Origin of the sequence: Deinococcus seoulensis, from assembly GCF_014648115.1 — a bacterium.
Taxonomy (GTDB): domain Bacteria; phylum Deinococcota; class Deinococci; order Deinococcales; family Deinococcaceae; genus Deinococcus; species Deinococcus seoulensis.
Window position 1 is genome coordinate 1 of the sequence record NZ_BMQM01000036.1, and the last position, 26,752, is coordinate 26,752.

At 63.8% G+C, this 26,752-nt stretch carries 27 protein-coding genes and 1 riboswitch; of the genes, 22 read left to right on the top strand and 5 right to left on the bottom strand.

What is annotated here, in order from left to right; translation table 11 throughout:
• The first annotated feature begins 483 nt into the window (after positions 1 to 483).
• The 11 genes from IEY70_RS17935 to IEY70_RS17985 all read left to right on the top strand — a co-directional run bounded on the left by IEY70_RS17935 (position 484) and on the right by IEY70_RS17985 (position 11,631).
• Positions 484 to 1,890, top strand: a complete 1,407-nt coding sequence (locus tag IEY70_RS17935) for an AAA family ATPase (RefSeq protein ID WP_189066408.1) — start codon at positions 484 to 486, stop codon at positions 1,888 to 1,890.
• Complete coding sequence (locus tag IEY70_RS17940; protein WP_189066409.1) at positions 1,887 to 2,456, top strand: TerD family protein; 570 nt, start codon at positions 1,887 to 1,889, stop codon at positions 2,454 to 2,456. Before IEY70_RS17935 ends, IEY70_RS17940 begins: the two co-directional genes overlap by 4 nt.
• 100 nt (positions 2,457 to 2,556) lie before the next feature.
• A complete protein-coding gene (locus IEY70_RS17945; protein WP_189066410.1) occupies positions 2,557 to 3,963 on the top strand; it encodes a hypothetical protein in 1,407 nt (468 codons plus the stop codon).
• Between the two features lie 728 nt (positions 3,964 to 4,691).
• A complete protein-coding gene (locus IEY70_RS17950; RefSeq protein WP_189066411.1) occupies positions 4,692 to 6,041 on the top strand; it encodes a hypothetical protein in 1,350 nt (449 codons plus the stop codon).
• A 135-nt stretch (positions 6,042 to 6,176) separates the two neighbouring features.
• The gene (locus tag IEY70_RS17955; RefSeq protein ID WP_189066412.1) at positions 6,177 to 6,365 is read left to right on the top strand and encodes a helix-turn-helix domain-containing protein; all 189 of its coding nucleotides are present in this window, start codon (positions 6,177 to 6,179) and stop codon (positions 6,363 to 6,365) included.
• Between the two features lie 335 nt (positions 6,366 to 6,700).
• Entirely contained in the window at positions 6,701 to 7,225 is a 525-nt protein-coding gene (locus IEY70_RS17960; protein ID WP_189066413.1) for a hypothetical protein, read from the top strand.
• Positions 7,226 to 7,651: 426 nt separating this feature from the next.
• Complete coding sequence (locus IEY70_RS17965; RefSeq protein WP_189066414.1) at positions 7,652 to 8,107, top strand: hypothetical protein; 456 nt, start codon at positions 7,652 to 7,654, stop codon at positions 8,105 to 8,107.
• Between the two features lie 191 nt (positions 8,108 to 8,298).
• Entirely contained in the window at positions 8,299 to 8,781 is a 483-nt protein-coding gene (locus tag IEY70_RS17970; protein ID WP_189066415.1) for a relaxase/mobilization nuclease domain-containing protein, read from the top strand.
• 155 nt (positions 8,782 to 8,936) lie between these two features.
• Positions 8,937 to 9,356, top strand: a complete 420-nt coding sequence (locus IEY70_RS17975; protein ID WP_189066416.1) for a hypothetical protein — start codon at positions 8,937 to 8,939, stop codon at positions 9,354 to 9,356.
• Positions 9,353 to 11,059, top strand: coding sequence for a type IV secretory system conjugative DNA transfer family protein (locus IEY70_RS17980; protein ID WP_189066417.1), 1,707 nt, complete (start codon positions 9,353 to 9,355; stop codon positions 11,057 to 11,059). Before IEY70_RS17975 ends, IEY70_RS17980 begins: the two co-directional genes overlap by 4 nt.
• A 74-nt stretch (positions 11,060 to 11,133) precedes the next feature.
• Positions 11,134 to 11,631, top strand: a complete 498-nt coding sequence (locus tag IEY70_RS17985; protein WP_189066418.1) for a hypothetical protein — start codon at positions 11,134 to 11,136, stop codon at positions 11,629 to 11,631.
• 275 nt (positions 11,632 to 11,906) lie between these two features.
• On the opposite strand, the gene IEY70_RS17990 is transcribed toward IEY70_RS17985, so the two are convergent.
• Together IEY70_RS17990 and IEY70_RS17995 are read right to left on the bottom strand one after the other, a co-directional pair.
• Complete coding sequence (locus IEY70_RS17990) at positions 11,907 to 12,809, bottom strand: transposase (protein ID WP_189066419.1); 903 nt, start codon at positions 12,807 to 12,809, stop codon at positions 11,907 to 11,909.
• Positions 12,810 to 13,533: 724 nt separating this feature from the next.
• On the bottom strand, positions 13,534 to 14,424 hold the full coding sequence (locus tag IEY70_RS17995) for a LysR family transcriptional regulator (RefSeq protein ID WP_058979617.1): 891 nt from the start codon (positions 14,422 to 14,424) through the stop codon (positions 13,534 to 13,536).
• A 78-nt stretch (positions 14,425 to 14,502) separates the two neighbouring features.
• On the opposite strand from IEY70_RS17995, the gene IEY70_RS18000 reads away from it, so the two are divergent.
• From IEY70_RS18000 to copM, 8 genes are all read left to right on the top strand, one after another.
• Positions 14,503 to 15,636, top strand: coding sequence for a TDT family transporter (locus IEY70_RS18000; RefSeq protein ID WP_058979615.1), 1,134 nt, complete (start codon positions 14,503 to 14,505; stop codon positions 15,634 to 15,636).
• Positions 15,637 to 15,795: 159 nt separating this feature from the next.
• Positions 15,796 to 16,029, top strand: coding sequence for a hypothetical protein (locus tag IEY70_RS21095; protein ID WP_229778049.1), 234 nt, complete (start codon positions 15,796 to 15,798; stop codon positions 16,027 to 16,029).
• 21 nt (positions 16,030 to 16,050) lie between these two features.
• The gene (locus tag IEY70_RS18005; RefSeq protein WP_229778050.1) at positions 16,051 to 16,740 is read left to right on the top strand and encodes a molybdopterin-dependent oxidoreductase; all 690 of its coding nucleotides are present in this window, start codon (positions 16,051 to 16,053) and stop codon (positions 16,738 to 16,740) included.
• Positions 16,741 to 16,851: 111 nt separating this feature from the next.
• Positions 16,852 to 17,421 carry an RNA polymerase sigma factor gene (locus IEY70_RS18010; protein ID WP_058979613.1) on the top strand — a complete coding sequence of 190 codons (570 nt, stop codon included), beginning with the start codon at positions 16,852 to 16,854 and terminating at the stop codon, positions 17,419 to 17,421.
• Positions 17,418 to 18,140: an anti-sigma factor gene (locus IEY70_RS18015; protein ID WP_189066420.1), complete on the top strand. Its 723-nt coding sequence runs from the start codon at positions 17,418 to 17,420 to the stop codon at positions 18,138 to 18,140. The genes IEY70_RS18010 and IEY70_RS18015 overlap by 4 nt, the downstream gene beginning before the upstream one ends.
• A 50-nt stretch (positions 18,141 to 18,190) precedes the next feature.
• Positions 18,191 to 18,997: a hypothetical protein gene (locus tag IEY70_RS18020; protein ID WP_160981388.1), complete on the top strand. Its 807-nt coding sequence runs from the start codon at positions 18,191 to 18,193 to the stop codon at positions 18,995 to 18,997.
• 140 nt (positions 18,998 to 19,137) lie between these two features.
• The gene (locus tag IEY70_RS18025; protein WP_058979608.1) at positions 19,138 to 20,520 is read left to right on the top strand and encodes a YncE family protein; all 1,383 of its coding nucleotides are present in this window, start codon (positions 19,138 to 19,140) and stop codon (positions 20,518 to 20,520) included.
• On the top strand, positions 20,517 to 20,852 hold the full coding sequence (gene copM, locus IEY70_RS18030) for a CopM family metallochaperone (protein WP_201785777.1): 336 nt from the start codon (positions 20,517 to 20,519) through the stop codon (positions 20,850 to 20,852). The genes IEY70_RS18025 and copM overlap by 4 nt, the downstream gene beginning before the upstream one ends.
• Positions 20,853 to 20,985: 133 nt before the next feature.
• Here the strand turns inward: copM and IEY70_RS18035 are convergent, their stop codons facing one another.
• The 3 genes from IEY70_RS18035 to crcB are packed head-to-tail and all read right to left on the bottom strand — an operon-like array spanning position 20,986 to position 22,045.
• A complete protein-coding gene (locus IEY70_RS18035) occupies positions 20,986 to 21,321 on the bottom strand; it encodes a DUF190 domain-containing protein (RefSeq protein WP_083524287.1) in 336 nt (111 codons plus the stop codon).
• Positions 21,318 to 21,653 carry a DUF190 domain-containing protein gene (locus IEY70_RS18040; protein ID WP_058979606.1) on the bottom strand — a complete coding sequence of 112 codons (336 nt, stop codon included), beginning with the start codon at positions 21,651 to 21,653 and terminating at the stop codon, positions 21,318 to 21,320. The genes IEY70_RS18035 and IEY70_RS18040 overlap by 4 nt, the downstream gene beginning before the upstream one ends.
• A complete protein-coding gene (gene crcB / locus IEY70_RS18045) occupies positions 21,650 to 22,045 on the bottom strand; it encodes a fluoride efflux transporter CrcB (protein ID WP_058979605.1) in 396 nt (131 codons plus the stop codon). Before crcB ends, IEY70_RS18040 begins: the two co-directional genes overlap by 4 nt.
• A 17-nt stretch (positions 22,046 to 22,062) precedes the next feature.
• Positions 22,063 to 22,130, bottom strand: a riboswitch (Fluoride riboswitch).
• Between the two features lie 266 nt (positions 22,131 to 22,396).
• On the opposite strand from crcB, the gene IEY70_RS18050 reads away from it, so the two are divergent.
• The 3 genes from IEY70_RS18050 (at position 22,397) to IEY70_RS18065 (ending at position 26,699) form a co-directional block, all read left to right on the top strand.
• The gene (locus IEY70_RS18050) at positions 22,397 to 22,954 is read left to right on the top strand and encodes a recombinase family protein (RefSeq protein ID WP_058979603.1); all 558 of its coding nucleotides are present in this window, start codon (positions 22,397 to 22,399) and stop codon (positions 22,952 to 22,954) included.
• A 116-nt stretch (positions 22,955 to 23,070) separates the two neighbouring features.
• On the top strand, positions 23,071 to 25,746 hold the full coding sequence (locus IEY70_RS18060) for a Tn3 family transposase (protein WP_229778057.1): 2,676 nt from the start codon (positions 23,071 to 23,073) through the stop codon (positions 25,744 to 25,746).
• Positions 25,743 to 26,699 carry a hypothetical protein gene (locus tag IEY70_RS18065; RefSeq protein ID WP_189066423.1) on the top strand — a complete coding sequence of 319 codons (957 nt, stop codon included), beginning with the start codon at positions 25,743 to 25,745 and terminating at the stop codon, positions 26,697 to 26,699. The genes IEY70_RS18060 and IEY70_RS18065 overlap by 4 nt, the downstream gene beginning before the upstream one ends.
• Positions 26,700 to 26,752 lie beyond the last annotated feature (53 nt).

Consider the following 26,752-nt stretch of genomic DNA (forward strand, 5'->3'; position numbering starts at 1 on the left):
GAACGGATTTTAGCCGTCTGGGACGGCACTCGCCAGCATGCGGCTTAAAACTGAAAGATGTCAGTTTTGCAACGGCAGGAAGTCGATTTGCTCGGGGAGTCATAGAGGGTGCCGATTCTCAGGTGACCCCCTACCTTACGGTGGAGCGGTCTGTGAGATCAGGAATGATCGGGCAGTCGATTTAGTTTTCTGTATATGAAAAATGGATAGTCCGCAGACATCCACCGGAAGTTCCGGCACCTGCTGACGGCATGAGGGCACAGGCAAGAAGAAACGCCGGTCAGCACGTCATGTTCGCCGTTACGCCCTGGAGGGGATTTTTGGAAACTCTCGCGGTCGGGGGGCGGGACCGCAGCGGGCTCCTGCCCCCCGACCGCGCTGACCGGCCACCCGGCCTTCTGGTTGAGCTCTGATCACAGATCAGAATGTTCTACCGGTCATATTTTGTTGAGAAAGGCACGAACCTTCGTTATGATTCCTCTCATGAACGCCTTGCACCTTCGCGCGATCGAACTGATCGAACAGGTAGAAACACTGCTGCAGCCTGTTGCGGCGGCTCAGTTATGGAAGAACGAAAAGTATTCAATCAATGCCGATGCCCGTTTCTATGCCTTTACCTTGATAGGCCACCTGCTATATGCGGATGGATTTCTGCATCACAAGGAGATCGAACTGGCAGAGATGCTGCTGCCAAAGAAAGACAGAGTTGATATCAAACAGACAATCAGGGAGTACGCTGATGTGTTCGAGGAGGATAACGACGCCCGCAGGGTGCCCGAGTTCCTGCGGGCTGCACTGGTCTATGACGAAAGTCAGCAGAAGACAACCGCCCGGAGTCTGATTGGTCTGCTTGAACAGATTGGAACCGTGGCTATTGCCGTCGACGGGCAGAAAGCGAACGAGGAAGTGCGCACACTCAATCACAGGATCGCCCGCTTGATTGACGCCTGTGAGGCAGAGCGCCTCGTGATCCGTTCGACCCTGGTCAAGAGCGCCCCTGCGACGTCTTCGAAACACACCACGGAGATCGTCCAGGAGCCCACGCTGGATGTCCTGCTGGACGAACTGCGTTCAATGGTCGGTCTGGCGAGGGTGAAGGAAGAGGTGAGCGCCGCCGTCAACCTGGCGCGGGTACGCCAGATGCGGCAGGACATGGGCATGCCAGCCATGCCGATGAGCCTCCACATGGTCTTTACCGGTAATCCAGGCACCGGTAAGACCACCATAGCCCGCCTGATTGCCCGGATTTACAAGGAACTCGGCCTGCTTGAAGAGGGTCACCTGACTGAAGTGGACCGCAGTGGTCTGGTGGGTGGCTACACGGGCCAGACCGCTCTCAAGGTTCAGGATGTGGTTACACGTGCTCGTGGCGGGATCCTGTTCATCGACGAAGCGTATGCACTGAAAGCCGAAGGTCATGACAACTACGGCCAGGAGGCGATCAACACACTCCTCAAATGCATGGAAGACCACCGTGATGACCTGGTGGTGATCGTCGCGGGCTATACCCAGCAGATGGATACGTTCCTCGAAACCAATCCGGGGCTCCGTTCCCGCTTCAACCGTTACATTCACTTCGATGATTACACGGGCGAGGAGCTGATGAGGATCTTCCAGCATATGTGCGAATCAAACGGTTACGTGTCAACGCAGATCGCCTCTTACCAGCTGAAATCCCACTTCTCGAATCTGTATGCCGAGCGTGACCAGAGCTTTGGGAACGCGAGAACGGTGCGCAACGTCTTCGAAACAATTCTCAAGCATCAGGCCTCGCGGATCGTCACGATCAACCAACCCACGGCTGACGATCTGGCGTTCATTGATCTGGCCGATATTGCCTGGCTGTTCGAGCGTACTGCTCCGTCCCTCGCTGCGCGAGGCCGCGCGTGAGTGTCCTCCTGACCTCTGGCGGTAACACATCCATCACGGAACACCGGCCAGGCTTACACCGGCTTCGCGTGGGGCTGGGCTGGAAGTTCCCGGATGACCGTGAGCCCTTCGATCTGGACGCCAGTGCGCTCCTGGTGCAGGCCAACGGTCAGGTCCGCGGAGACGGGGACTTCATCTTCTACAATCACCCCGCGGACGCGGCAGGCAGCGTCCGCTACGGCGGCGACAGCCTCGACGGTGCCGGCGAGGGGGACGATGAGGTCATCACCATCGACCTTGAGCGGGTACCAGCGGAAATCGCCAAAGTCATCGTCTGTGTCACCATCCATGAGGCTGCCGGCCATCATTTCGGTCATGTCGGTGACGCGTATATCCGGCTGCAGAATCTCGATGACGGCGAAGAGATCGTGCGGTTTGACCTGGATCAGAATTTCACCGGTATGACGGCCATGCTCTTCGGGGAAGTGTACCGGCATAACGGAACGTGGAAGTTCCGGGCGCTCGGAATGGGATTTGAGGGTGGACTCCGCACCCTGATTTCCAGTTTCGGCGTGGCCGTGCAGTAGGTCGCTGTCGCAGGCGCCCATACCGTTTCAGGCAGTCTGCTCTCCGGTTGAGTGGGAAGAGAGCAGTCTCCCTCTGCCCTCTTCCCCTACACTCATGCCTGTGCCGCGTTCACGTGTTCCTGAAGCTCCGGAGATGGCCCGGTGGATTGCCACGCAACTGCAGCCGGCAGGTCAGGAGGGCCGGGCCGCACTCCTGCTCAGCAGCTGGGAAGAGGCTTTTCCAGACGCACCCCGTCCCCTGGAGGCACTGAAGGCCGAGTATCTGGGCTGGCGGGCAGCGGCGTGGGCCCTTGAGCAGGGCTCCCGGGTCGCGCCCGGCGAGGTCGAATCCCTGGTCCGGGGACAGCGGGTGCGGGCCGGGAACAGCCAGGAACGTCAGCTGTGGCGGTCGCGCATCGTACACCTGCAGCCCCACGGGATCTTCGTGCGGCTGCCTTCCCGCGTTCCTGCGTGGGTGCTGCGGGAGGGCGTGCGGGCCGGTCACCTGCCCACCCTGCTGGCCCCGGACCAGGGGGAAGCTCCCACGCCTCCCAGTTCACCCCCACCCCTGATGGTGGCCCTGGCGAACAAGCCCGGCATTCTGATTGACCGGGCCACCCGCGGAGCGGGTGGCTGGAACGACGTGACCCTCCTGTACCAGGAGGGTCAGGGTGACCTGAGCCTCAACTACTTCGAGGAGAACGCCGGGCCAGAGCACCTGCGCCAGCAGCTGATGACCCTCGATCCCCGCACGTCCGACGTGTGGCGGCTGCTGACCGCCAAAGCGCTGGAGAACGACCGTGATGACCTCTTCGCGCCCATCACGGTCAGACCCGAGGAACTGGCCCGCGCGCTGGGCCTCAAACCCCATCCCAAGGGCGGCATGCGGCAGAAAGACCTCCTGCACTGCACGCAGAGCCTCTTTCATCTGGAGCGCCTGTGGCTGATCATGCCCGACGCGAAGGACCCCGAGGAAGCCACCCGTGAACGCGTCCTCGCGGTCATGAAGCGCGGCCGGGGCCGCCGGGTGGACGGACAGGTCATCCCCAGCTCCTGGACGGTCGTGCTGGGCGAGTGGGCCCGCTACTTCCCGAAACGGTACGCCCCGATCTTCCGCAGCCTCGTGGAACTGCCCGCCAACTCCGCCACGAACCTCTGGGCCAAGCAGGTCGGAACCGAGGTGACGTACTGGCTCCGGGAGACCGCGGAGGACACCAGCGCGGTGCGCAGCATCACCGTGCAGACCCTGCTCACCCGCGCCAGTCTGCTGCCCGACGTGATGGACATGAGGCAGAACAAGAACCTGAACAGGGCCATCGAGCGGTTTGAAGCCACGCTGGACCTGCTGCGGTCCCTGGGCGTGCATGACGGGTGGACGTACGACCCGGTGAGCACGCAGGCCCTGGACCGGCAGCAGGGCCGGCCCGCGTTCTTCGAAACGTGGCTCGCGAGTCAGGTCGTCCTGAAAGTGCCGGACGTGCTGCTGAGCGCCCTTGTCGAAATGACGGAGCGGAACACCCCCACCTGACTGCCGAATGCCGCGCGGTGGCCATCTGTCCGCACGGGGTCAGAGGCTGCCTGTCAAGCAGATCTGAGCAGAACGCCGGATACCGGGGCACGGGACCGGGGAAAGTGGAGACCATCTGTCAAACGACCCCCACCTGACTGCCGAAGCCGGATGGCCTGCAGGGGTCACTCCCAGCGTGATTCACACCCGATCCCTGAACAAGCTGGTCAATCACTCCTTTTCACCGTTCCAGATGAGAAAAACTACCCTTTGTCTGTTATGGGGCCCCCACCTGACTGCCGAATAAACCCCCCACCTGACTGCCGAACGGACCCCCACCTGACTGCCGTCGATTCGGGCCGCGGACGTGACCTGCGCACCCCCACCTGACTGCCGAAGAGATCCGAAGAACACCGATCCAGACGGCAGATGACCCACTCGCCACTGCTGGGGCGTATGACAGATCGGCTCTCAGATGGTCAGAAACCATGCCTTAGAGTGGCGTATCGGATTTCCAGTCAGGCCCCGCGGTCACGATCCGGGGAGCCCACTGCGGAATTTGACACATCTATGTTGTAAACTTGCATCACAAGGAGGTCATCTGAACCAACCCGATCCAGCCTGACATCCCAAAAGAAAACCCCCGCTGGCCGGCGGGAGTTCTCAGGATCTCGATAGACGAGGAAAGAACGAACGTATCCTCAGTCTACCGGGCAGACCCCCTGTTGTACAAGAGGAGCCCCCACCGAATGCCTCACCCTTCAGACACCGGGAGTGTTCATGGACACTCCCCCTCCGTCTCCCCGGCCGTGCAGCGGGTCGCGGACACCCTGCGCGCCGGACGCACCCCTGCCTGCTCGCCCGCGGAACTCACGGCCGCCCTGCGGTACCTGAGTGACAAGGCCCGCGCCGACGCCCAGCACCGGGCCCGGCAGGAGGAAGGCGCGCAGCGTTTCAAGGCCGCCCTGCGCAGCTCCGTGCAGCCCCCCCTGCTGAGCGACCCACGTCCCGTGCCCGCACCACGTGGCACCACGTCCACCCCGGCCACACCGGTCAGCGCGCCCGCCGTGCAGGCCGCGGTGACCAGCACCCTCCTGGCCCTGCAGGCAGCCAAACCCCACGCACACCAGGCCCAGATCGAACGCGCCCTGGCCCTGGCTGAAGCTCGTATCACCAACCGGATCAGGCCACGAGCCCGCCACAGGGCCCGCCTGACCTACCGCGCGCTGGTCGAAGCCACCTACACACTGATTCATGCCCGGCGCCACAACGCCCAGGCCATCACCAGTTACTGCTGGTTCACGGTGCTCGACGCACTCCCCCTGGCCACGGGACTGAGCACCGCCACCTGCGAACGCGCCACCCGTGACCTCCGTGAAAGCGGCCTCCTGGCCACCTGGAGTGACTGGACCACCACCGAATTCCTGAACCGCGAGACCGGCGAGGTCTTCGAAAAGCGGGCCAGAACCGGCGTCTGGGTGTGCGTCCTGCTCACGCCCAGGGACGGCCTGAACGCCCGCATCCACCCGGCAGAACTTCCGCGCGACGACCAGGGCCAGTTGGTGACCCACCGGGACCTGACGGCCGACCGCAAGGCCGGGCACACCGCCTGGCAGTTCAGGCAGGAAGTGAGGGAATCACTTACCCACACAGTGGGTAAACACTCTTCTCAGGACCTCCTGCACTGGTCGTTACCAAAAACCAGACAGAAATCCCTGGTTACTAGAGATTCCCTCACTTCCCACCCCACGACCGACCTGGCCGAGTTCATGATGACCGCCGGGCCGCGCGAACTGGTCGAGGTGCTCAGTGCCCTACGGACCGAGTTCCCCCAACGCCGACGCGACGCTGTGCAGGCCGCCGGTACCGCCCTGGCCAGGGTGTTCAATGACCAGCAGAGCGTCCGGCACTACTACCGGGTGCTGTGGCGGGCACTGCAGGCGGACCTCCAGGGTCTGCGCGGTCTGGACACCCTTCAGACTGAGATGCACCGGGTCCTGATCGATATGCGGGAACTGCACATCAAACACCCTGGCGCGATGCTCACCAGCCGCCTGAAAGAATCGGACTGGTGGAACGCGGTCTACAGGGCCGCCTGACGGACCCTGAACAGCACAAAAAGGCCAGCCCCTCCCGGCAGTCCACCATGCGCCGTGGACATGCATCGATTCATCAGACGAAGAAACTTTTTCACGCGTCCATGCAGGACGCCGTGACCCACGAGGAGGGCTGACATGACCGGACTCACACAAGAGAAACTCGTCTACACCCCCAAAGAACTTGAACCCCTGCTGCAGCTCTCCAAGAACACCATCAACGCCCTGCTGCGCTCGGGACGGCTGCGCAGCATACGAGTAGGTCGTCGCTACCTGATTCCACGCGAAGCACTCCAGCAACTCCTCGCGGGTAGCTCAAAGTCTTGAACTGAAGTCACCTGTCGTTGGAGTCAGCCTGCGTACGATTTCAGATCTTCAACTGGCCAGTTCCACAGACCGCACTGCACAGTCACACACCCGTGCCCCCGGGCATTTCCCGGTACGGACTGCCATCTGTTCCCTGGAGCTGGAAGCGTGCGCGCTGCACACCGCGGGATTGCCTGGTTCCTGCATGTTCCGCTGGCTTGAGGGGTGGCCGGAGCGGTTCAGTCTGAGCCTGTCGTGGGTCTCTGTCCGGCAGTTCGAGCGGTGATATAACTTTATAGGATACTCGTATCATCTGCGAGAGGCAGGTGACCTGTTCCGTATCCCGGGGAGGACACATGACAGCTCAGGAAAGCTCACCCATGACCGATGACTGGACACCGCACCCGGCACCCCCGCAGGAAGCCACGGCCAGGCCGCACCCGCCCTTCATCCGCCTGAGCGAACTGGTGAACGCGCTGCCCGTGGAACAACGCGCGAGGTGGCTGTCCTACTACCGGGCCGCCGTCAAAGCAGGAGAGGTAACCGCGTACGTCCTGGCTGAGAAGTTCAGCTACGACTCCGGCAACGCCAAGGACAAGAAGAGCCAGGTCAGCCGGTACGAGGAAGCGGTCGCCAGCACGCCTGACTTTCAGACCTGGCTCCAGCAGACGCGGCACAGAGCCGAGCGTGAAGTGAGGCGGTCCATGTCCGCCGGCGCAGGTCGGATCGCCGTGACCATGGATGAACTGCTGAGCGGCACCCTTGACCTGCCAGCACTCGCCCAGGCCAACCGGAACCTCAAGACCCCGGACGTCCCCAAACGCAGGAAGATCCGGCGGCAGGCCACGCCCGGCGGACGACGGCGCCGGACGGACCGCTGATGGACTTCCGCGGCCCTGCTCACGCGGCCTTCCTGACGCTTCAGCAACAGATGGCTGGCGTGCAGGGCCATGTCGGGCACACGGGATGTCCAGGTGCACAGGCCTGAGCACCGGCACGGAAGCGCCCGCAGCAGCCTGGCTGCACCCGGGCAGGTCCGAACAACGCTCGGGGGAGAGACAGCCGTGGAGCACAGGCCGCCGCAGTTCATCATCTCTGCGGTCAGAGGGAAGGTCTCACGGAGGTAGGCAGGATAAGGGCGCACGTGCGTTGGGTGTTTTCGCGCGCCAGCACATGCTTTTTCGCACGTTGACTGCGTTGTTCGCACGTGGATCTGACGTGCTGTAAGCGCGCACGTTCGTTTTCTGTCCTGCCAGTCGTGGTTTTTTGCACGTGCGACGGAAAGTTTCAAGGAAAAGGCGGCGGAAATGCGGAAGAAGATCACGACGTACGTGGATGAGGACGTAGCGGACGCGCTGGAGCGGGTGGCGCTGGCAAAAAATCAGTCGCTGTCAGCCGTGGCGGCTGAGCTGCTGGAAAAGGGGGTGGTCGTGCAGGCGGGCGAGTGGGGGGAATCGATGGTGGTGCCTCTGCTGGAGGAGGTGATCCGGAAGGAGGTGGCGACCGGATTCAACCGGATGGCGAAGCTGCTGGTGCGCGTGGGCCTGGAGTCGGGAACAGCGCGCGGCCTGATCGCGCACCAGCTCACGCTGACGGAGGGCATGGACCGTGAGAAGGTACGCCGGATCTCGGAGGGGTACTGGGCCGACGCGGTGCGCCGGTTGAAGACGCCGGTTGAGGACATGCCGGAGCTGCTTCAGGCCCTGACAGAGACCAGTGTGCGTGGCCGCGCGCCAGGTGTGCCCGCCACGGCTGAGGGCTGATGGGACGACCAGAGTTTGAAGGGGTCAGCGGGCGGGTCATGCAGCACGCCTCTGTCCGTTTATCTGGCGCCCGCCGGATGGCGAGCGTGCGGAGCAATGGGAGGAGCAGCAGTGGCACCAGCACCCGCACGGTGGTCAAGACGAAATTTTCGTTCGTCAGGACGAAGGGCGGGAAGGTCAGGAGCGGCAGCGTGCAGAAGGCCAAGGACGCGGCCCAGTATTACGGGCATCGGCCAGACAAGGACGGGGTGCGCCAGTACCGCGAAGGATTCAACGCCGGGCGTGAGGACCTGAGCAAGCACGAGGTGGCCAGGTTCATTGAGGAGGAGGCCAGGAAACCGGAGAGCGTCTACGCCTACCGGATGATCATGTCGCCGGGCGCCCCCATGAACGAGCAGCAGGTCAAGGACTGGGCACGCAGCACCCTGGAGCGCCACGGCATCTCCCAGTACGTCGCGTTCGCCCACGCCGGTGAGCACGCCCACACCGAGCACGCGCACGTGCACGTGATGTTCATGCGGCAGGAGAAGCTGGAGCGTGACGACTTCAAGGCCCTGCGCGTGGTGGGCGATGACGAGTCCGACAAGCAGCTGAAGGCAGAGAAGGAACTGGACCGTCAGAAGGTGCAGGAGAACACCCGTGAGCGCCTGTCCCAGATCGAGCTTGGCGGGTAGGACGTGCCGCGTCGACTTCCGGAGAACGGCGGGAAGAGCGCCGCCCTTCTCCTTCACCTCCCGCAGCGCGCCACTGGTGCTCGCGCCACTGGTGCTCGCTCCGCTCGGGGTGAGTGCGAAGCACTCACCCGCACAGGATTTCAGGAGGGAAGAGGATGGCCACACGGGTCAACATCGATCAGCGGCCGCGGCTGATGCAGTTCGCGGGCGGCGCGCTGCTGATGACAGCGGTGCTGTACAGCGCGCAGTCGTTCCTGCACGCGAACGCGGGCCTGTTCGGAACCGCGCGGGCGCGGGTGCTTCAGCAGCGGGGCGAGTTCAACACCGCGCAGTACCTCGGGCAGTGCTTGCAGTCAGGGGCGTGCCGTGAGGCGTACGTCACGACGTGGTTCCACAACACGGCGCCGCTGCGGATGGCGTGGTATGTGACTGGAGTGTTCTGGGGTGGCACGCTGCTGCTGGTGGGTTCGGCGTGGAAGCCGGAGATGGCGATGAACCGCGCGACGCGCATGAGGTCGTGGGCGCAGTTCAACCTGCCGGAGAAGTCCGCTGCGGAACCGGGGGGCTGGAGGTGACCGTCAATTACGGGGCGTTCCTGGTGCGGATCTTCGGGTACTCGGTGGCGGCGTTCCTGATCGCCTACATTCTGCTGGCGGGTCTGCCGGCGTGGCTGCTGCTGTGGCCGCCGGTGATCGCGGTGGCGGGTCACGTGTTCGCGCTGGGCCGGGAGACGCGGTATCAGGCGCTGTACAACGCGCACTGGGCGTCGCAGAAGGAGATTCAGCCGCTCAAGAGTCACTTTCCGCTGAAGAACGGCGTGATGCTGGGCTTCGCGTACGGCCACGTGTTCGGGATCGCGCCCGGGACGTTCGGGCAGCGGGAACTGGGCCACGTGCTGGTGTGCGGGCCGTCACGGTCGGGGAAGGGTCTGCACCTGACGAGCAACCTGCTGTCCTGGGAGCACAGCGCCGTGGTGGTGGACATCAAGGGCGAGCTGTTCCGGCTGACGGCCGCCAGGCGGGCGGCGATGGGGCAGCGCATCATCGTCCTGAACCCGACGGGCAAGGGGCACCGCTACGATCCGTTCCGCGAGCTGGCGACCGACGAGGCGATCCGGAGCGTGGCCACGATGATTCTCGATCCGGACGCGGACGGGAGCAACGCGGCGTTCGGGCGGCGCGGCACGTTCGCGCTGGTGGCGGCCATCAAGGCGGCGCTGATTCTGGAGCAGCCAGTGCTGCCGTTCATTCGCCGGGTGACGGCGCAGGGCCTGGAGGGCTTCTGCAAGGAGCTGTGGCGCGTGGACAACCCAGTGGTGCGGGAATCGCTGGTGGACTTCCTGCGGGAAGACCCACTGAAGTTCGACTGGGATTCCGTGGCAGGAAACAAGTACCTGGACAACACCTGGACGGGCATGCTGACGAAGTTGCAGCCGCTCTTCTCCGAGGGCATCCTGCGGATGACGGGTGCGAGCGACTTCCGGGCGCTGGATCTGGTGAGCTCTCCCACGACGGTCTACCTGGTGTTCATGGAGTCCGAGCTGGAGTACACCGGCACGGCCTTCCGCACGCTGCTGCTGGCCATGATCAATACCCTGATCCGGCACTTTGACCTGAACCCGGATGCCCAGACCCTGCCGCTGCTGTTCGGCTTTGACGAGGCGGGGCGACTATCGATCCCGAAGCTGGACGATCTGGTGTCCACGGTGGCGGGGCGCGGCATGGTGGCCATGATCTACGTCCAGTCGATCGCCCAGCTGGAGGGCGCCTACGGGGAGGCCGGGAAGACGACCATTCTGGACAACACCCACACGAAGGTCTTCTACCGGCCCAAGGACAGCGAAACGGCGGAGTATGTCTCCGGGAAGTGCGGTCAGCTGATGGCCGAGGACCTGCGCAACTCGGACGGCACGGACGGGAAGGTGCAGCAGTCGGTGGGGGTGCGGCCGCGCGAGCTGATCACGGCGGACGAGCTGCAGCAGTGGCCGGCCGAGCGCTGCGTGGTGGTGACGGAGCTGCCGCCGGTGGCCGCGCACCGCCTCGCGCCGTGGATGCTGCCGGGCGGCGCGGCGGCCCTGAAGATGCCCCCTCCTGAACTGCCGACGTTCCCGTTTGATCCGAAGGCCGCGCAGCTGCCCAGTCAGCTGCTGAAGACCCAGGTCAGCGCGCCGGACGATGAGCGGGTGGAGTTGAGCCGTCAGGGCACTGATGAGGGAGCGCCGGAGCACACCAGTTCGCTTCTGGAGCCCTCCGATGAGCAGTTGCTGGAGCTTGACTAGGTTCTGTAGGCCAAGGGTGGGTACAAGCCAGTTCTCAGCTTGCCGTGTGATCACGGGCGATACGCTTTGCTCACATGCCACGGGCCTACTCATACGTTGGACCGCTCGACATCCTGCAGCGCGTCGCAGGCGAGCCCACTGGAACCCCTATTCGCCATCACGCTGATTTGCAGCACTGGGTCGAGACGCAGCCTGCATCTCTCCTCTCCATTCCCGCTACATTTATCGTTGATCTGGCTGGTGTCCTGCTGCTCGCCGAACGTCGGAGCGAACATGTGGTCTGCGCTGGCGGCCACGCCGTACTGGCGGCAGGCGAGGTTGTCGTGGAACGAGGCCAGCCCCCATTCATCGCTCAGATCACCAACCAATCCACAGGCTATTGTCCTGAGCCAGACTCCTGGGAATCTGTTCAGCGCGCGATTCAGCATCTCCCTCAAGACGTCATGGAAGGCTTCTCGCCTGCGTTCACCTTCCGCCGGTGTCCAGCGTGTACCCAGATCAATGTCGTGAAGGATGATGATTTTGAGTGCTCAGTCTGCGGTTGTATCCTTCCGCAGGAGTGGAACTTTTAAGGCGGAAGTGCCGCTGCTCGTTCTCAACATCACGTTGGGGTGACTACAAGATTCGCGCAAAATTGTACGTTTAGCTGCTTGACCCCGCTGACACGGCGTTTTCAACTCAGGGCTTGAGAGGTCTGATACGGACTCCGATTGAATGGCTTATAAAGCCGTTCAATCGGAGCGGACGCGAGTAGGAGCAGGGCGGGTTCCGGACGTGGAGTTGACAGATCGGGACACCACCGATCTGCCAACGAAATAAACGGAATCCGCTGGGAACCTGACACAAGTCATGAGAAACCCTGAACGACGTCCCAGCCGAATGGCGATCGTCGACGACGTGACGGTTCAGGATCACAGGCCTGGGAGAGGCGCAGCCTCTCCAGGACTGGCGTTCGACGGGTCAATGCTTGGCGAATGGCACGCAACCCTATCTGCGCATAGCTCAAGCCCCGTGTCCAGTGTGGATCGATCTCCCGCCGTTTTCCCTCTTCTGTCGCAGCAGTTCCCTCACTCACGACCATCAGGTACGCCATTCCCAGCACGCACCAGAGTTTCTCCAGTTGGTGCGCCTGATCCAGGCGCGTGTCCTCCAAGTTGAATGCCCCGCTCTTCATGTCCAGGAAGCCCTCCTCGACCTGGGTACGCTGGTGATACTCCGCGAATATGTGTGCATTGCAGGGTTTGTTCGTCACGATGAACCACGGATCACGCTGCCCGAAGGGCCGAACCGCCGCGATGTTCACGGGCCCATACTTCTGCCCCGTGACGTACACCCCATGCCGCACGACTAACTGACCGTGTTGGCTGAGCTGTGACTGAAATTGCCCCAGGGACGTTCCGTCCTGATCGAAGAGGTGGATGGGACCCTTGCCGCGAATCATCCACTGCCATCTGAAGGTGGTGAAGTCGTCCATCAACGTGTGATCCAGGAAGCCCCGGTCTGCATAGATGCAGACCTCTTCGAGCTGTGGCAGTTGAACGAGCAGGCACTGGACGCTGGCAAGCACAGGGTAGATCTCCCGATTCCCCACTGTCGAACTGCCATGACGGATGACGCGCCAGGACAACGGCACGGCACGCCCCCGGTAGATGAGGGAGACGCAGATCACGCACCAGCGTTTGAACAGGAGAGTGGTGTCCAGGGCGAGGGTGATGCGGGCATCACCCCAGTCACCCAGTGCGACCTGCATGAGGTGCTGGTAGACCGCGCGCCAGGGGACGGTGGAAGACGTCAGGGCGCGAAGGAATCGTCGTTCATGACTCTGGGCGTATCGGGCTCGGGAGACCACGAAAGGAGCACCACGCGGCTGGGTGAGGAACGCAGGTCAGAAGGAGACCGGCGACCATCCAGGCGAACGTTCGGGCATGTCGCTGATCCGACCATGGGGCAGTTCGCAGGAGGTCGAAGATGCGGCGGAATAGGATGGAGGCGTCCCCGTCAGTGTGCTGTTCTTGTTTCATGGCCATTCAAGAATGCCCCGTCGGGGGCATTCTCATCATTTGTGTCAGCCTCCGGGGTCGCACTAGAGTTGGAACGGAGACTTACGCTAAGGGCCGTGTGATGGGGCGAGAGCCCCCATCACGGCATCGTGGTAGCAGTGAAACGAGAAGTCGGGTTTTCACCGGCGTCGGCCGATGCTGCATACCTGAACAGCTGCGTTCCATCGCAGGTGCCCTTCAAGACGCCACGCGCTCCTTGCTTAGGCACCAGTGTGCTGGGCTTGCCCCGATATTGGTTCTTCCGGCAATTCCGTGCAGCAGGTCAGGTGGAGAGTAAGACACGCTGACGCAAGGTTTCGAACGACCCACGCCCGTACATGGCACGGTGGTAGTAATGGAACGGAGAGTCGGGGTTTATTGAAATCAGAGCGTGATTTTATCCGTTTGTGACGGCACATTCCTTCCACGCGCTGTTCATCTCATTCCCAGCCTGGTCTCCAACCCATTCAGAAAGGATCGGGTGGCGTAGGAAACCTGGTCCAGAGGCAGGCTGACTCGGCTCAGCGGACGGCGCAACTCGGGCAAGTCCAGGGGCAGCCGGACCAGCACCCCCGACTGCACTTCCCGGCGCACCCGCAGTTCCGGCAGCAACGCAACCCCCAATCCCTGAATGACCGCTTCCTTGACAGCCTCAGTGCCAGGTAGTTCCAGCCGATTGCTGCCGACCATCCTGGTGTGCGCCAGCGCCTGCTCCGCCACCTCCCGGGTACCGGAACCGTGTTCCCGCCAGATCAGTGGCAGCACCGTATCTGCCGGGAATGAGTCCACCAGTGGATGATCAGGGGCGGCCACCAACACCAGCTCGTCGTGTCCGAAGACCTGGACCTGCCACTCCGCAGGCAGAGGGCCTGGTGGGCCCTCGATCAGTGCCACTTCGATCTGACCTGCCTGGAGCAGCCCCATGACCTCCTGGGTATTGCCTTGCCGGATCTCGAAGGCCACGCCCGGATACTGGGCATGGTAGGACGCCAGGGCCGCAGGCAACAGGGACGCGGCAATCGTGCTGCTGGCCGCCAACCGCAGGGTTCCCGTTTCCAGGCCCTGACGCTCATGGACGTAGGTGCGAGCGCCGTCCATCACGCGGCCCAGCGCCTGGGCGTGCACCAGCAGGCCCTCGCCCGCCCCGGTCAGCGTCACCCCGGTCCGGTGCCGCCGGAAGATAGGCTCTCCGACCGCCTGGGTCAGCAACTTGAGCTGGCTGGACACGGCGGGCTGAGTCAGGTTCAGTTCCTCGGCGGCAGCGCTCAGACTGCCCAGCCGCGCCACCCGCACGAACGTCAACAGATGCTCCGGATTCAGGGCCATGCCAGATATATATATTTTTTGCCTCAGTAAAATCAACTCTAATTTGAGTTTATAATACGGGACATCTATCCTTCATTCATGACTGCTTCGCCTCTATTTGCCCGCCAGGACAGTGCCTTGACTGTCGTGCAGGCCTTCACGCCCAACTGGTTCGCCGCGACCATGGGCACCGGCATCCTGGCCCTGATGCTCCCGCACCTGCCGCTGCCCGGCACTGCACTCCTGGGTGAAGGTCTGTGGGTGTTGAACATGGTCCTGCTGGTCCTGTTCACGGCCCTCTCAGTGGCCCGCATCGCCCTGTTCCCGAAAGACAGCCTGGCTACGCTGCACCACCCGGTCCAGAGCATGTTCCTGGGCGCCGTACCGATGGGCCTGGCAACGGTCATCAACGGCCTGATCGCTTTCGGCGTCCCGCGCTGGGGCGAGGGCGCGGCTGTGCTGGCCCGCGACCTGTGGGCCTTCGACGCCCTGCTCTCGGTGGGGGTCGGGTTGCTGGTGCCCTACCTGATGTTCACCCGGCAGGACCACGCCCTGGAGCGCATGACCGGCGTGTGGCTGCTGCCCATCGTCGCCTCGGAGGTGGCCGCCGCGAGCGCCGGACTGATCGCGCCGCACCTGGACACCAGCAGCGCGACCACGCTGGTCTACGCCGGATACGTGCTTTTCGCGCTGTCGGTGCCGCTGGCCCTGATGGTCATCACGGTGCTGATCCTGCGGCTGGCCCAGCACAAGTTGCCCACCCCCGACCTGGCCGTGAGCATGTTCCTGCCCCTGGGGCCGCTGGCGACGGGTGCCCTGGCCCTGCTGCAACTGGGCGAGGCCGCGCCGCGCGTGCTGGCCGCGCAGGGGCTGGGCGAACTGGCCCCGGTATTGACCGGGCTGGGACTGGCGGGCGGGCTGGTGCTGTGGGGCTTCGGGGCGTGGTGGCTGGCACTGGCGACCCTGACCACCCTGCGGTTCGTGCGCCGGGGGCTGCCCTTCAACCTGGGCTGGTGGGGGCTGACCTTCCCGCTGGGGGTCTACACGGCAGCGACCTTTGGCCTGGGCGCGCTGACCCATTTGGACGTCTTTACCCATCTGGGCCACGTGTTCGTGGTGGTCCTCACGGCGCTGTGGGGACTGGTCACGGCGCACACCCTGCGCGGCGTGTGGCGCGGCGAGTTGTTCGGCGTGCCCCCCCTCTCGCGTGAAACCGGGCTGCCCCGTCCCTGAGCCTGCTTTGACTTCTATAGATTCCCCTCGTCCCCTCATTCACCGGAGGTCCACCATGTCCGACGACCGCACCCCCATGACCCGCCGCGCCGCCCTGGGCCTGCTTGGCAGCGCCGGAGCCGCCCTGACCCTGGCCGCACCGCTCAGGCGCAGACGACTGTGACCACCGGCACCGCCCCCATCTTCAGTGGCCCTGGTCCGCTGGACGGCTGGAATGGCCTGGGACCGCTGATCGCCCTGCCACAGAAGGTTCCGCTGATCCGGCTGGTGGACCGCCCCCCGCTGTACGAGACGCCCCGCGTCTACTTCCAAAGCCCCTTTACGCCCGCCGCCGCATTCTTTGTGCGCTCGAACTTGTCGCTGTTTCCGACCAATATCGACCTGAAGACCTAACGGCTGAAGATCGAGGGCAACGTGGGCACGCCGCAGTCGTTCAGTCTGGCGCAACTGACCCAGGACTTCGAGGCGGTCAGCGTGAACGCCGTGATGCATTGCACGTGCAACAGCCGCAGTCGCTTTCAGCCGCGCCGTCCAGGCGGGCAGTGGGGCAACGGCGCGATGGGCCTGCGTGACCTGCTGGGGAAAGCGGGCGTGAAATCCGGCAGCGTGCAGGTGCAGTTTCAGAGCCTGGACAAGGGTGCGGGCGCACCCGGCAGCGGTGGGGCCGATTACAAGAAGAGCCTGAACGTGAACGACCCTGTATTGGACGAGTGCATCGTGGCCTACGCCATGAACGGCCAGCCGCTGCCGATGGTCAACGGGTTTCCGGTGCGACTGGTCGTGCCCAGCTACTTCGCGACGTACTGGATGAAGCCCCTGAGCTTTATCCGGATCCTGACCAAGCCCGACGACAACTTCTGGATGGCGACCGCTTACCTGCAACCCGACAACCTGCGCGGCACGACCACTCCAGAAGCCGTGAAGGCCAAGACTGTGAAGTTCCGGCCCGTGGGCAGCATGCCGGTGCGCTCATTCATCGTGACGCCTGACGAGACGGTCAAGGCCCCGGCAGGATTGCCCCTGAACGTGCAGGGACTGGCGATGAGTGGTCGCGGCGCGGTCACGAAGGTGGAGGTCTCCACCAACGGGGTAGTTGGCTGGTAGTTCCAGCCAACTACCATTGCATCCAGAACATGTACTCTGCGCATAAAGGAAGGTATGTATGCTGCGCCCATTCCCCGCCGAAACTGGCGTCGACCTGTATCACCCGGGCCAATGGTGAACCTACTCGAACTTCGGGTATCGTCTACATCTGACACCGCACATCAGCGGCTGATCGTCCAACTGCAGCATGGGCAGGACGACGCCTTGAGGGAACTGTACGATGACCTGTCCGGCGTCACCTACCGCGTCTGCCTGCGGATGCTGGGCACGCCGGAAGACGCCGAGGAGGCGCTCCAGGACACCTTCGTTCGGCTCGCGGACCGGGCCGATGTATATGAACCGTCGCGGGGAACCGTCAAAACCTTCGTGCTGACCATCGCCCACCACCTCTGTCTGGAACGGCTGCGGACCCGGCGCGCCCGTCCACAGCGGCAACAGGAATGGGAAGACGACCGAGCGTTCGATGTGCCTGCTCCCACTGCCCGTGATTCGCTGGACGAGGCCCTGGTACAGTCCGCCCTGGCCGGCTTACCGGACACTGACCGGGCCCTGCTGGAAGCGATGTTCTTCGGTGGCTACACCCACGCTGAGATTACCACCCGCACCGGCCTGCCGCTCGGCACCGTCAAGAGCCGGTTGCGCCGCGCCCTGCTGAAACTCAGAGAAAGGATGCTGCCATGACCCGTCAACCAGACCGTTCCAGCGGCGACCATCCAAGCGACCTGCTGCCTGAATACGTCCTGGGAAGCCTCAATACGGCACAGGCCGTGAATGTGGAGAGCCACCTGCTGAGCTGCGCTGTCTGCCGCGCTGAGGTGGGCCGGCTGCGTGACGCCCTGTTCTCACTGGCCAACGATTTGCCCGGCGTCCCAGCGCCAGCAGGGAGCTGGGAGAAGATTCAGGCCCGGCGGGGCGTGGTGTCTCCTGAACGTCTGTCCGCACAGGCGTCACTGCCCTCGGCCCCTTCCAGGTGGCTTCCAGTCTGGCCTCTGGCTGCAGCCGTCGCTCTGATCGTGGCGGTCGGGGGGTACCTCCAGCTCGGTCCGGCCCAGCCTGCGGCGACCGCTCAAAGCAGCGTGCAGCAGTGGCAGCAGGGGGCGAGACGTCTCACGCTCGCCTCGAAGACCGGTGTGCCCTACGGGGCCATGTACGTCAGGTCGGATGGCCGGGCGCTGCTGGTGCTGGACAGACAGGCCGCACCGGGGCAGGTGTATCAGGCGTGGGGACGGCGGACGAGCGGGCCGCGTGCGGGCGTACCGACCAGCCTGGGGCTGACGGGCGGCACGGTGCTGGAGGTGTCGTGGCGCGGGTACGACTCGGTGGGCGTGAGCACCGAACCCGCCGGGGGTAGCCCGGCCCCGACCCACCCACTGGGCCGCACCCGGCTGCCCGAACTCTGAATGCATCCAAACGGGCGACGCCCGGCATACGGGAAGGTGGAGGCACCACCATGACCCATATGACGACCGCCCGCACTCTGACCCTCACGTTCACCCTCGCGCTCCTCACGCCCGTGATGGCCCAGACTGCTCCCGTGCAGACCGCTTCCGGCCAGACCGCCCCGGCGATACAGATGAAGATGACCGCGCTAGCGCCCGTCACGCTGCGCCGGGACGCCCGGCTCGGCACCCTGCTGACCGGGCCGACCGGCCTGACGCTCTACACCTTCGCCAAAGACGCGCCGGGAGTGAGCAACTGCGAAGGCGTGTGCGCCACCAACTGGCCGCCCCTGCTGCTGAGCGAAGTTCCGCGCCTGCCCGCCGGACTGAGCGGCAAGTTCAGCCTGATTTCCCGCAAGGATGGTCAGACCCAGCTCAGCTACGATGGCGCGGCGCTCTACAGCTGGAAGGGCGACGCCAAACCCGGTGACATCAACGGTCAGGGCTTCATGAACGTCTGGCACGCGGCCAACGCCGGCCCGAGCGTGCAGGTGTCGCGGGTGGACGATCTGGGCATGGTGCTGGCCGGGCCGACCGGCCTGACGCTCTATACCTTCGCCAAGGACGCGCCCGGAGTGAGCAACTGTGAGGGAGCCTGCGCCACCAACTGGCCTCCCCTGCTGGTGGCGCAGTTCCCGGCCACCGGCCTGACGGCGGGCGTGGCGGTGCGCGGCAAGCTTGGCACGCTGACGCGCAAGGATGGCAGCCTTCAGGTAACCTACAACGGCCTGCCTGTATACAACTGGAAGAACGACCTGAAGCGCGGTGACGCGCTCGGCGAGGGCTTCATGGGCGTTTGGAGCGCTGTCCGTCGCTGAGGAAGGAGAGGAGCGGCTCACGCCCTGTTCCTGAACGATCAACGTCAGCAGGCAGAGCGGAGTCAGACCAGATTCCGTGGTCAGGGCCGCCTACCAGGCGAGCTCTTTCCTGCCGAAAAAAAAGATCCTCGAGGAGTTCCATGTCAAACCACTTCATCCGCACCCTGACTCTATGTTCTGCACTCTTCCTTTCGGCCCCCGTCTTCGCTCAGTCGGTGGGTGACCGGGTGTACACCGCTGACCAGAGTTCCAATACCGTCTCGGTCATTGACCCAGTCGCCCTCAAACTGTTGGGCGTCATTTCGCTGGGCACACAGGCGCCCGCCGCACTCTCACCACTGTACAAAGGGGAATTGCTGGTTCACGGCCTCGGCTTCTCACCCGACGGAAAGACCTTGGCTGCCGTCTCCATAGGCTCGAACTCAGTGACTTTGATTGATACCGCCACCAACGCGGTGCGCGGCAAGGTCTACCTGGGCCGCAGTCCCCACGAGGCGTTCTTCACCCCGGACGGACGTGAACTGTGGGTGGCCGTGCGTGGCGAGAACTACGTCTCCGTCGTCGATCCCGTGCATTTTACCGAAACGCGCCGTATTCCTGTTCCGGACGGCCCTGGCATGGTGCTGTTCAATCCGAAAGCGCCTTACGCCTATGTGCCTTCGAGTTTCACCCCGGAACTGAGTGTCATCGACACGCGCACGTACCGGGTCGTGGCGCGGGTCCCGCAGGCCAGCCCATTCAGCCCGAATCTGGCGGTCAGTCCGCAGGGCGATCAGGTCTGGTTCACCCTCAAAGACAGCGGCAAAACGCAGGTCATGCGGGCGCGCCCACCCTTCGACATCACGGCGACGCTGGACAGCGGCCCCGTCACCAACCATGTCGCCCTGGCCGATACACCCACGGGCCGCTTCGCCTATGTCACTGTGGGCGGCCTGAACGTCGTCAAGGTATATACGCGCGACGCTGCGCCCCGGCTGGTGGCGACCATTCCGACGGGGGCACTCCCCCATGGTGCCTGGGCCGCGCCGGACGGGAAACGGGTGTACGTAGGACTGGAAGCGGCAGACCAGGTCCAGATCATCGACACAGCCAGCAACACGGTGACTGGTCAGGTTCCCACCGGGCAGTTGCCACAGGCGCTGGTCTATGTGCCCGGCGCAGTGCGCTCAGGTGCGGGCACAGCTCACTTACAGCCCCTGGACAGCACGAAAGCCACACTGACCCTGACCTTGACTTCCGGGAGCGCAGCCCGGGCCACCGTCAGCGTCAATCCCCTGGGCCTGGTCGATCTGGTGCAGATCGTCGCGACAGGACTGACCCCGAATACGGCGTATGTGCTGCGCCTGACCGGGCCAACGGGGCAGGCGCAGGACCTCGCCGCCCTGATGACCACGGCCCAGGGCGGCGTGACCGCACAGACCATCGGGCCAGTCAAGCAGCTCCTGAATGCCCCGCAGGGTGCCGGTCAGCTGAGCGTGGTGGCCAAAGTAGGCGGGGCGACCGTGCTGGTGCAGAGCAAGTGAGGCGGGTCGCCCTTGTCCTGCTGCTCACCGGCGGCGCGTTCGCTGCGGGCAATACCTTCCAGGGTCTGATGGACTCGGCCATGATGCGGATGCACGCGGGTATGCACGCGGCGACGCCTTCCGGCAACCCGGACCGTGATTTCCTGACCATGATGATTCCGCATCACCAGGGGGCAGTGGACGCCGCAAAGGCCGAGCTCCTCTACGGGAAGGACCCGCAGGTGCGGCGACTGGCCCAGGAAATCCTGACGGAACAGGCGCTGGAGATCGATTACATGCACCGACTTCTGGAGTCCAGAACAGCGGCTCTGCAGGGGCAGAATCAGCCCTGAATTGGACGTCAGGTCGTGTACAGATGAAATGTGCTGGAGGGCCGGGAGCGATGGATCACTCCCGGTCTTTCCTGAATGGACTGGTGAATTATCCCGACTTCATGTGTCTCCTGCTTTGGAGACACCCACCGCCCTATCCCTGAACATCGAAGGCCGCGAAGGGTTCAAGTACGCACAGTCGGTCAGGGAGACCCCTGGTGTGCAGGTTGATCAACAGGGCGTCCAACTGAGTCAGTTGGCCGAGAATTTGAACGATGATGGGCTGCTGGGCCGGGCGCATCTCCAGAAGGATGGGGTTGGCGACCTGACCGCGCCGTCCAAATCCGCCTGCTCCGTGCTGGGCAAACGCCAGTGTCAGGTCAAGGGCACGGGCGGTCTCGATGACGACATCTGCCAGAGGCCGACCTTCCAACTGATCTCCGGCACGCGTATAACAGCGCAGCAAACACAGTGGTTCAGCCCCACTCATCGATGTTCACCGCGCCGCATCAGGCGACGAACCGCCTGGCGGGTGATCAGGAGATCAGGCAAGGTCAGGGCCACCTCGGCCAGGAACGTTTCCAGCTGCGTGGTGGAGGCGACGCATTCGACAACCACAGGAAGGTCAGGGGCCCACTGAAAAGCGCGGTTGCGGTGAATCTGGCCATCCTGGCCATAGCCGATACTCCCGTGGGTGACGGTGGCTCCAGGAAGGCCTGCCCGCTGTGCTGTAGAGACCAGCCAATCGTAAGCCGTTTCGCTGCCCACTTTGTCGGTGCTGCCCAAGTAGCAGCGGAGCAACTCTGCATCCTGCCACGTCATAATCCACCTTCGAGCCGGATGGCCACCCAGCGCCCGAGCAGGACGGCCACGTAGCCCAACACCAGATTGCCGACGATGTAGAGCGAGGCGCGCAGACTTTCGCCGCTGCGCAGGAGCAGATCACTTTCCCAGGTGAACGTGCTGAAGGTCGTGAAGGCCCCGACGAAGCCGGTTCCGAAAGCCAGACGCCACTCGGCACTGACCAGACCCCGGGCGTTCAGGGCAATCACTAGCCCCAGGAGAAAACAGCCCAGCACATTGATCACCAGCGTCCCGAGCGGAAACGCGGCCCAGGCCGTAGGGCCGAGCCGGGTCTGGATCACCAGATTGAGACCGTAACGCGCCAGTGCACCGCAGGCGCCGCCAAGTGCAATTCCTATCCAGATGGGCATAGCTTCCCCCTGCGTCCTGAAGGGTAGGCATTATCAGCCGGACACGGGGCGGTTCTGAAAGGCGAATGCCATCGCCTGGAGTCTCAAAATACCAGATGACCAGGGGGTCGTCGATCCTTGGCGGGAAAAACAGCGGATAGCGGCCACGGGTATGCCCATCTTGCAGGAGCCTCCAACCCGCCCAATGTGGGGTCACGACACGGATCAGTCCTGACTGTACGCTAAGGTTGCAGAAACGGCCGTTTCCGCAATAGGTTTCGGCCTCTGACCAGCTGCGCCTCCCCGCGTTGCACATCCATATTGCACAATACTCCTCATTGGCAATAGGCTGACGCAACAAGGGGAGGCGCTATGCAGCTTGGGTACGCTCGCGTCAGCAAACAGCAGGATCAGGACACCGCCGCCCAACTCCGCGCCCTGAAAGATGCCGAAGTCGAGCGCGTATTCACCGAACACGCGTCCGGGGGCCGCTGGGATCGACCTGAATTACACAAGTTGCTCGCCCAGCTCCGGCCAGGCGATATCGTCGTCGTCTGGAAGCTGGATCGGCTCAGCCGCAGCCTGAAGGATGTCCTGCACCTGATGGAGAAGATCGAAACTGCTGGTGCAGGCTTTCGCAGTCTCACCGAAGCCATTGACACCACGACACCAGCAGGCCGGATGATGATGCAGATGGTCGGGGCGTTCGCCGAGTTCGAGCGGGCCATGATCCGCGAGCGCACCAGGGCCGGACTGGAGCAGGCCCGGCGGGAAGGCCGGGTGGGCGGCCGCAAACGCAAGCTCACCTCCACACAAGAGCAGGAAATCCGTGACGCGGTGAACTCTGGGCGGCACACTGCGGCGCAGTGTGCGCGGCTCTTCAAGGTGCATCCCAGTACCATTCTCCGTCTCCTGCGCCGCGCCGCCTGATCTGTGCCTGCTGAACTGGCCGCAGGAGGGACCGATCAGTACGGCCAGTTCAATGCACCGCCCGTCCCGAGCAACTCCGGCGGTATTTCATTCTGGATGACCGCGATCACACGCGGATCGCTTCGAAAAAAGGCAAGCATAATCGCCTCGGATACGCCCTCCAGCTCACGACCTTGCGGTTTTTGGGCACATTCCTCCTCAATCCACTCGATGTGCCCCCCAATGTGTTGCGCTTTGTCGCCCGGCAACTTGGTGTGCAGGCCAAGCAGGTCAAACTTGATCGCTACCGTCAAGGTGAAACCAAATGGGACCACCAGCGGGACATCGGGCAAACGTATGGCTACCGCGTCTTCTCCGAGCCCGCCGTCTGGATCGGCTTGATCCGGTTCCTGATGGCCCGCACCCACTTACAAGCCGAATCTCCAAGCCTCTTGCTGGACCGGGCGACGGCCCGCCTCTACGAACACAACATCATTCTGCCAGGTGTGACCACCCTCTCCCGATTGATTGCCCGGGTGCAGGAGCGCAGTGAGACACAGTTATGTGACCGTCTGGTGGCGCTGCTCAGCCCTGAGCAGCGCGAGCGTCTGGTCACCCTGCTGAGTGTGCCTGAGCGGGCCAAAGTCTCTTCCTTCGAGCAACTCCGCCAAGCCCCGATTTCCATTTCGGCCCAGGGCCTGGTCGGGGCGCTGAAGCGGGTCGAACGGATTCGCCAGGTCGGTGTGCGGACCGTTAACCTACGTTCCTTCCCCACGCAGCGCCTGGACACGCTGTCAAGAATAGGACTGGGGTCGAAGACGCAGACGTTACGAAGGCTGACCTCGTCCCGTCAGTTGGCGGTGTTGCTCGTCACGGTCTCGCGCCTGGAGGCCAGTGCGCTGGATGACGCCCTGACCGTGCTCGACAGCCTGCTGACGGATGTCTTTAACCGGATAGAACGCCAGGACACCGAGCAGAAGCTGGCCTCCTTGCCTTCATTGGAAGAAGCGGCCCGTTCTCAGAACCAGCTGACTCGCTTGTTTCTAGAGCACTTGAAGACGGAGCAGCATGATTTTGATGCTTTTTCACAGCAGGTGTTGACCCTTGTTTCAAAAGATGTGCTGGAGCGGACCGTTCAGGCCATTGCTGAGCTGACCCAACCGACCGCTGATCGGCACATTGAGCAGTTGCTGGCCCGCTACAGCTACGTTCAGCAATTTGTTCCGACGCTGTTGCACACGGTGGGCTTTGAAGCCAACCGCTCCGGTCAGCCTCTGCTGGCCGCTATCAATGCCCTGCGAACCCTGGAGCGCCGGAAGAAAGACCTGTCATCGCTGCCTACCGACTGGATCACCGGCCGCTGGGGAAAGCATTTGAGATCTGCGGCAGGTGAGGTGCAGCGCAGTGCGTACACCCTCGGGGTACTGGAGCAGCTGCACCTGAGCTTGAAGCGCCGCGACCTCTATGTGCCAGCCAGCGACAAATTCAATGACCCCAGGTTGCGGCTCCTCTCGGGGCCGCGCTGGGCGGACCTCAAGGTGGAAGTCTGCCGCAGTCTTGATCTCGACCCTGATCCTGCAGTGGTCCTGGCCCGTCTGGAGCGGCAATTGGATGAGACCTACCACCTCCTGGCCGAACGCCTCCCCGAGAATGCCTCTGCGTCCATTGAGGAGGTGGACGGGAAATCGCGTCTGGTGCTGCAGCTTGATGAAGCGCAGGATGAACCGCCCAGTCTGCGGCAGCTTCACAAAGATGTGGCCGCACGTTTACCCAGGATCGACCTCCCTGACCTGCTCCTGGAAGTTCACCGCTGGACGGGCTTTGCCGATGAATTCCAGCACCTCAGTGAGCGCCGCAGCCGGGTGGAGCACCTGCCCATGAGCGTCTGTGCCGTGCTGCTCTCCGAGGCCTGCAACGTGAGTCTGGACGCCGTCGTGCAACCGGAGCGCGAGGCGCTCCGGTCCAGTCGTCTCTCCTGGGTCAGCCAGAACTATGTCCGGGCTGAAACCATCGCGGCGGCGAATGCTCGTCTGGTGAACTTTCAGTCCACCCTGCCGGACCTACCCGCCTGGGGCCAGGGGTATGTCGCTTCGGTGGATGGCCTGCGCTTTCGAGTGCCTGTGAAATCCATTTACAGTGGTCAGAACCCCAAATATTTTGGCGTAGGCAGTGGTGTCACGTACGTGAACTTTGTGGCCGACCAGTTCACCAGTTTTCACGGCATTGTGGTGCCAGGCACCTTGCGAGATTCGCCGCTGGACATGCCCACCCTCAAGGGCAAGCGCAGCAAAGCCGACATCAAGGCGCAGACCTGGCACTGCAAGTTCTGTGGCGTCCCGATGACGCCCCGCATGGGCCCGCTCCGCGCGTGGTACTTCGCGCACCAGCGTGACGCCAGTGCCTGCCCGTTCGAAGTGGAAAGCGAGAAGGAAAGCCCGCGTCATCAGGAACTCAAGCATGCGGCGGCCGAAGCGCTCCGCCGGCACTTCAAAGACGACGTGGCGAGCGTGGAGTACGAGGTGCGCTTCCCGCACCTGCGCCGCATCGCCGACGCCGTGATCACCCTCAAGGACGGTGCCCGCGTCGCCGTGGAAGCCCAGCTCAGTCCGCTGACCCTTGACCTGCTGCAGGAACGGACGAACTCGTACGTCCGGGATGACATCGAGATCGTGTGGGTGTTCGAGGAACGGGCCGAGGGTGACCTGAAACCGGGCGGGCTGTGGGACGCGTGCCGCGCGTGGCTGCTGGAGGAGGGTCACGTGGTGCTCACCGCGCGCTTCACCGCGCAGCAGTCCGCGCTGCCGCTGCCGTGACCGGCGGAGCACCGGCGCCGGACGACTGGGCCAGCGCCGACACCGACTGGGCCGATGGCGCCGCGCCGGCCCCCGCATCCACCATCACCTTCACGCAGCACCACGCAGCCGTCACAGTGACCGTCACGAGGCACGCGAGCGCCCGGCGGGCCACCCACCTGACCCTGACCCGCGCGGCGTGCCAGGTGTCCCCCGTGCCCCGCCAGCGGCCGCCCCGGCTGACCATCCACCGGCCTGAGTGGCGCGTCGCGCGGCAGGACGTGCAGATCCTGCTCGCTCAGCAAGCCTGGCACACGGCCGGACTGATCACGAACTTGACGGGGCACCTGCGCCGGTGCGGTCAGGCCCGCACCGCGCACCTGGAACGCCTCGCCTTCGTTCTCGGGCCACCCAGTCAGCCCCTCACAGCCTTCCTCAAGCACCACTGGTCGGTGTTCGTTCCATGCGGGCCAGACACATGGACGCTGACCCCCTGGGTGCGACTCGACGTGCCGTTCACGCCTGTGTTCGGGCCGTACGAGCTGGAAGCGGCGCGGTTCTGGGTGACCCACGGGTACCAGCCCAGCGAGCAGGAGGAATGGAACGAGGCGGTACGGGCGCACGTCGCACACCACCTCACCACCGCCCCGCTCCCCCAGTACTTCCGTTCCGACCCGTACGGGGGCTTCCAGCGCGCTGACGTCGGGCGGTGGCGGCGCGTGAGTCTGGTGATCGACGCGCTCCCCGAAGGGGTGTACTGGACACGGGGTGACATCACTTTCTCCATCACGGGCCGCGCCCTGATCCGCGAGACCGCGAAGGGCCTGGTCGTGGTGACGGGCCTGCTCGAGCGCCGGTTCCGGGAAGTGCTCCTCAACCCTGAGGGCGTGACGATGCACCCGGCTGGAGCGGCGTTCGTCGCCGCGTGCCGCGCCGCGCGGGTCGAGGCGCTGCCGATCTCGCCGCGCAGATGAGTGCGGTAGATGCGACGGCACTGTCGTGGTGGACTCCAGCGTCCGCATAGCTT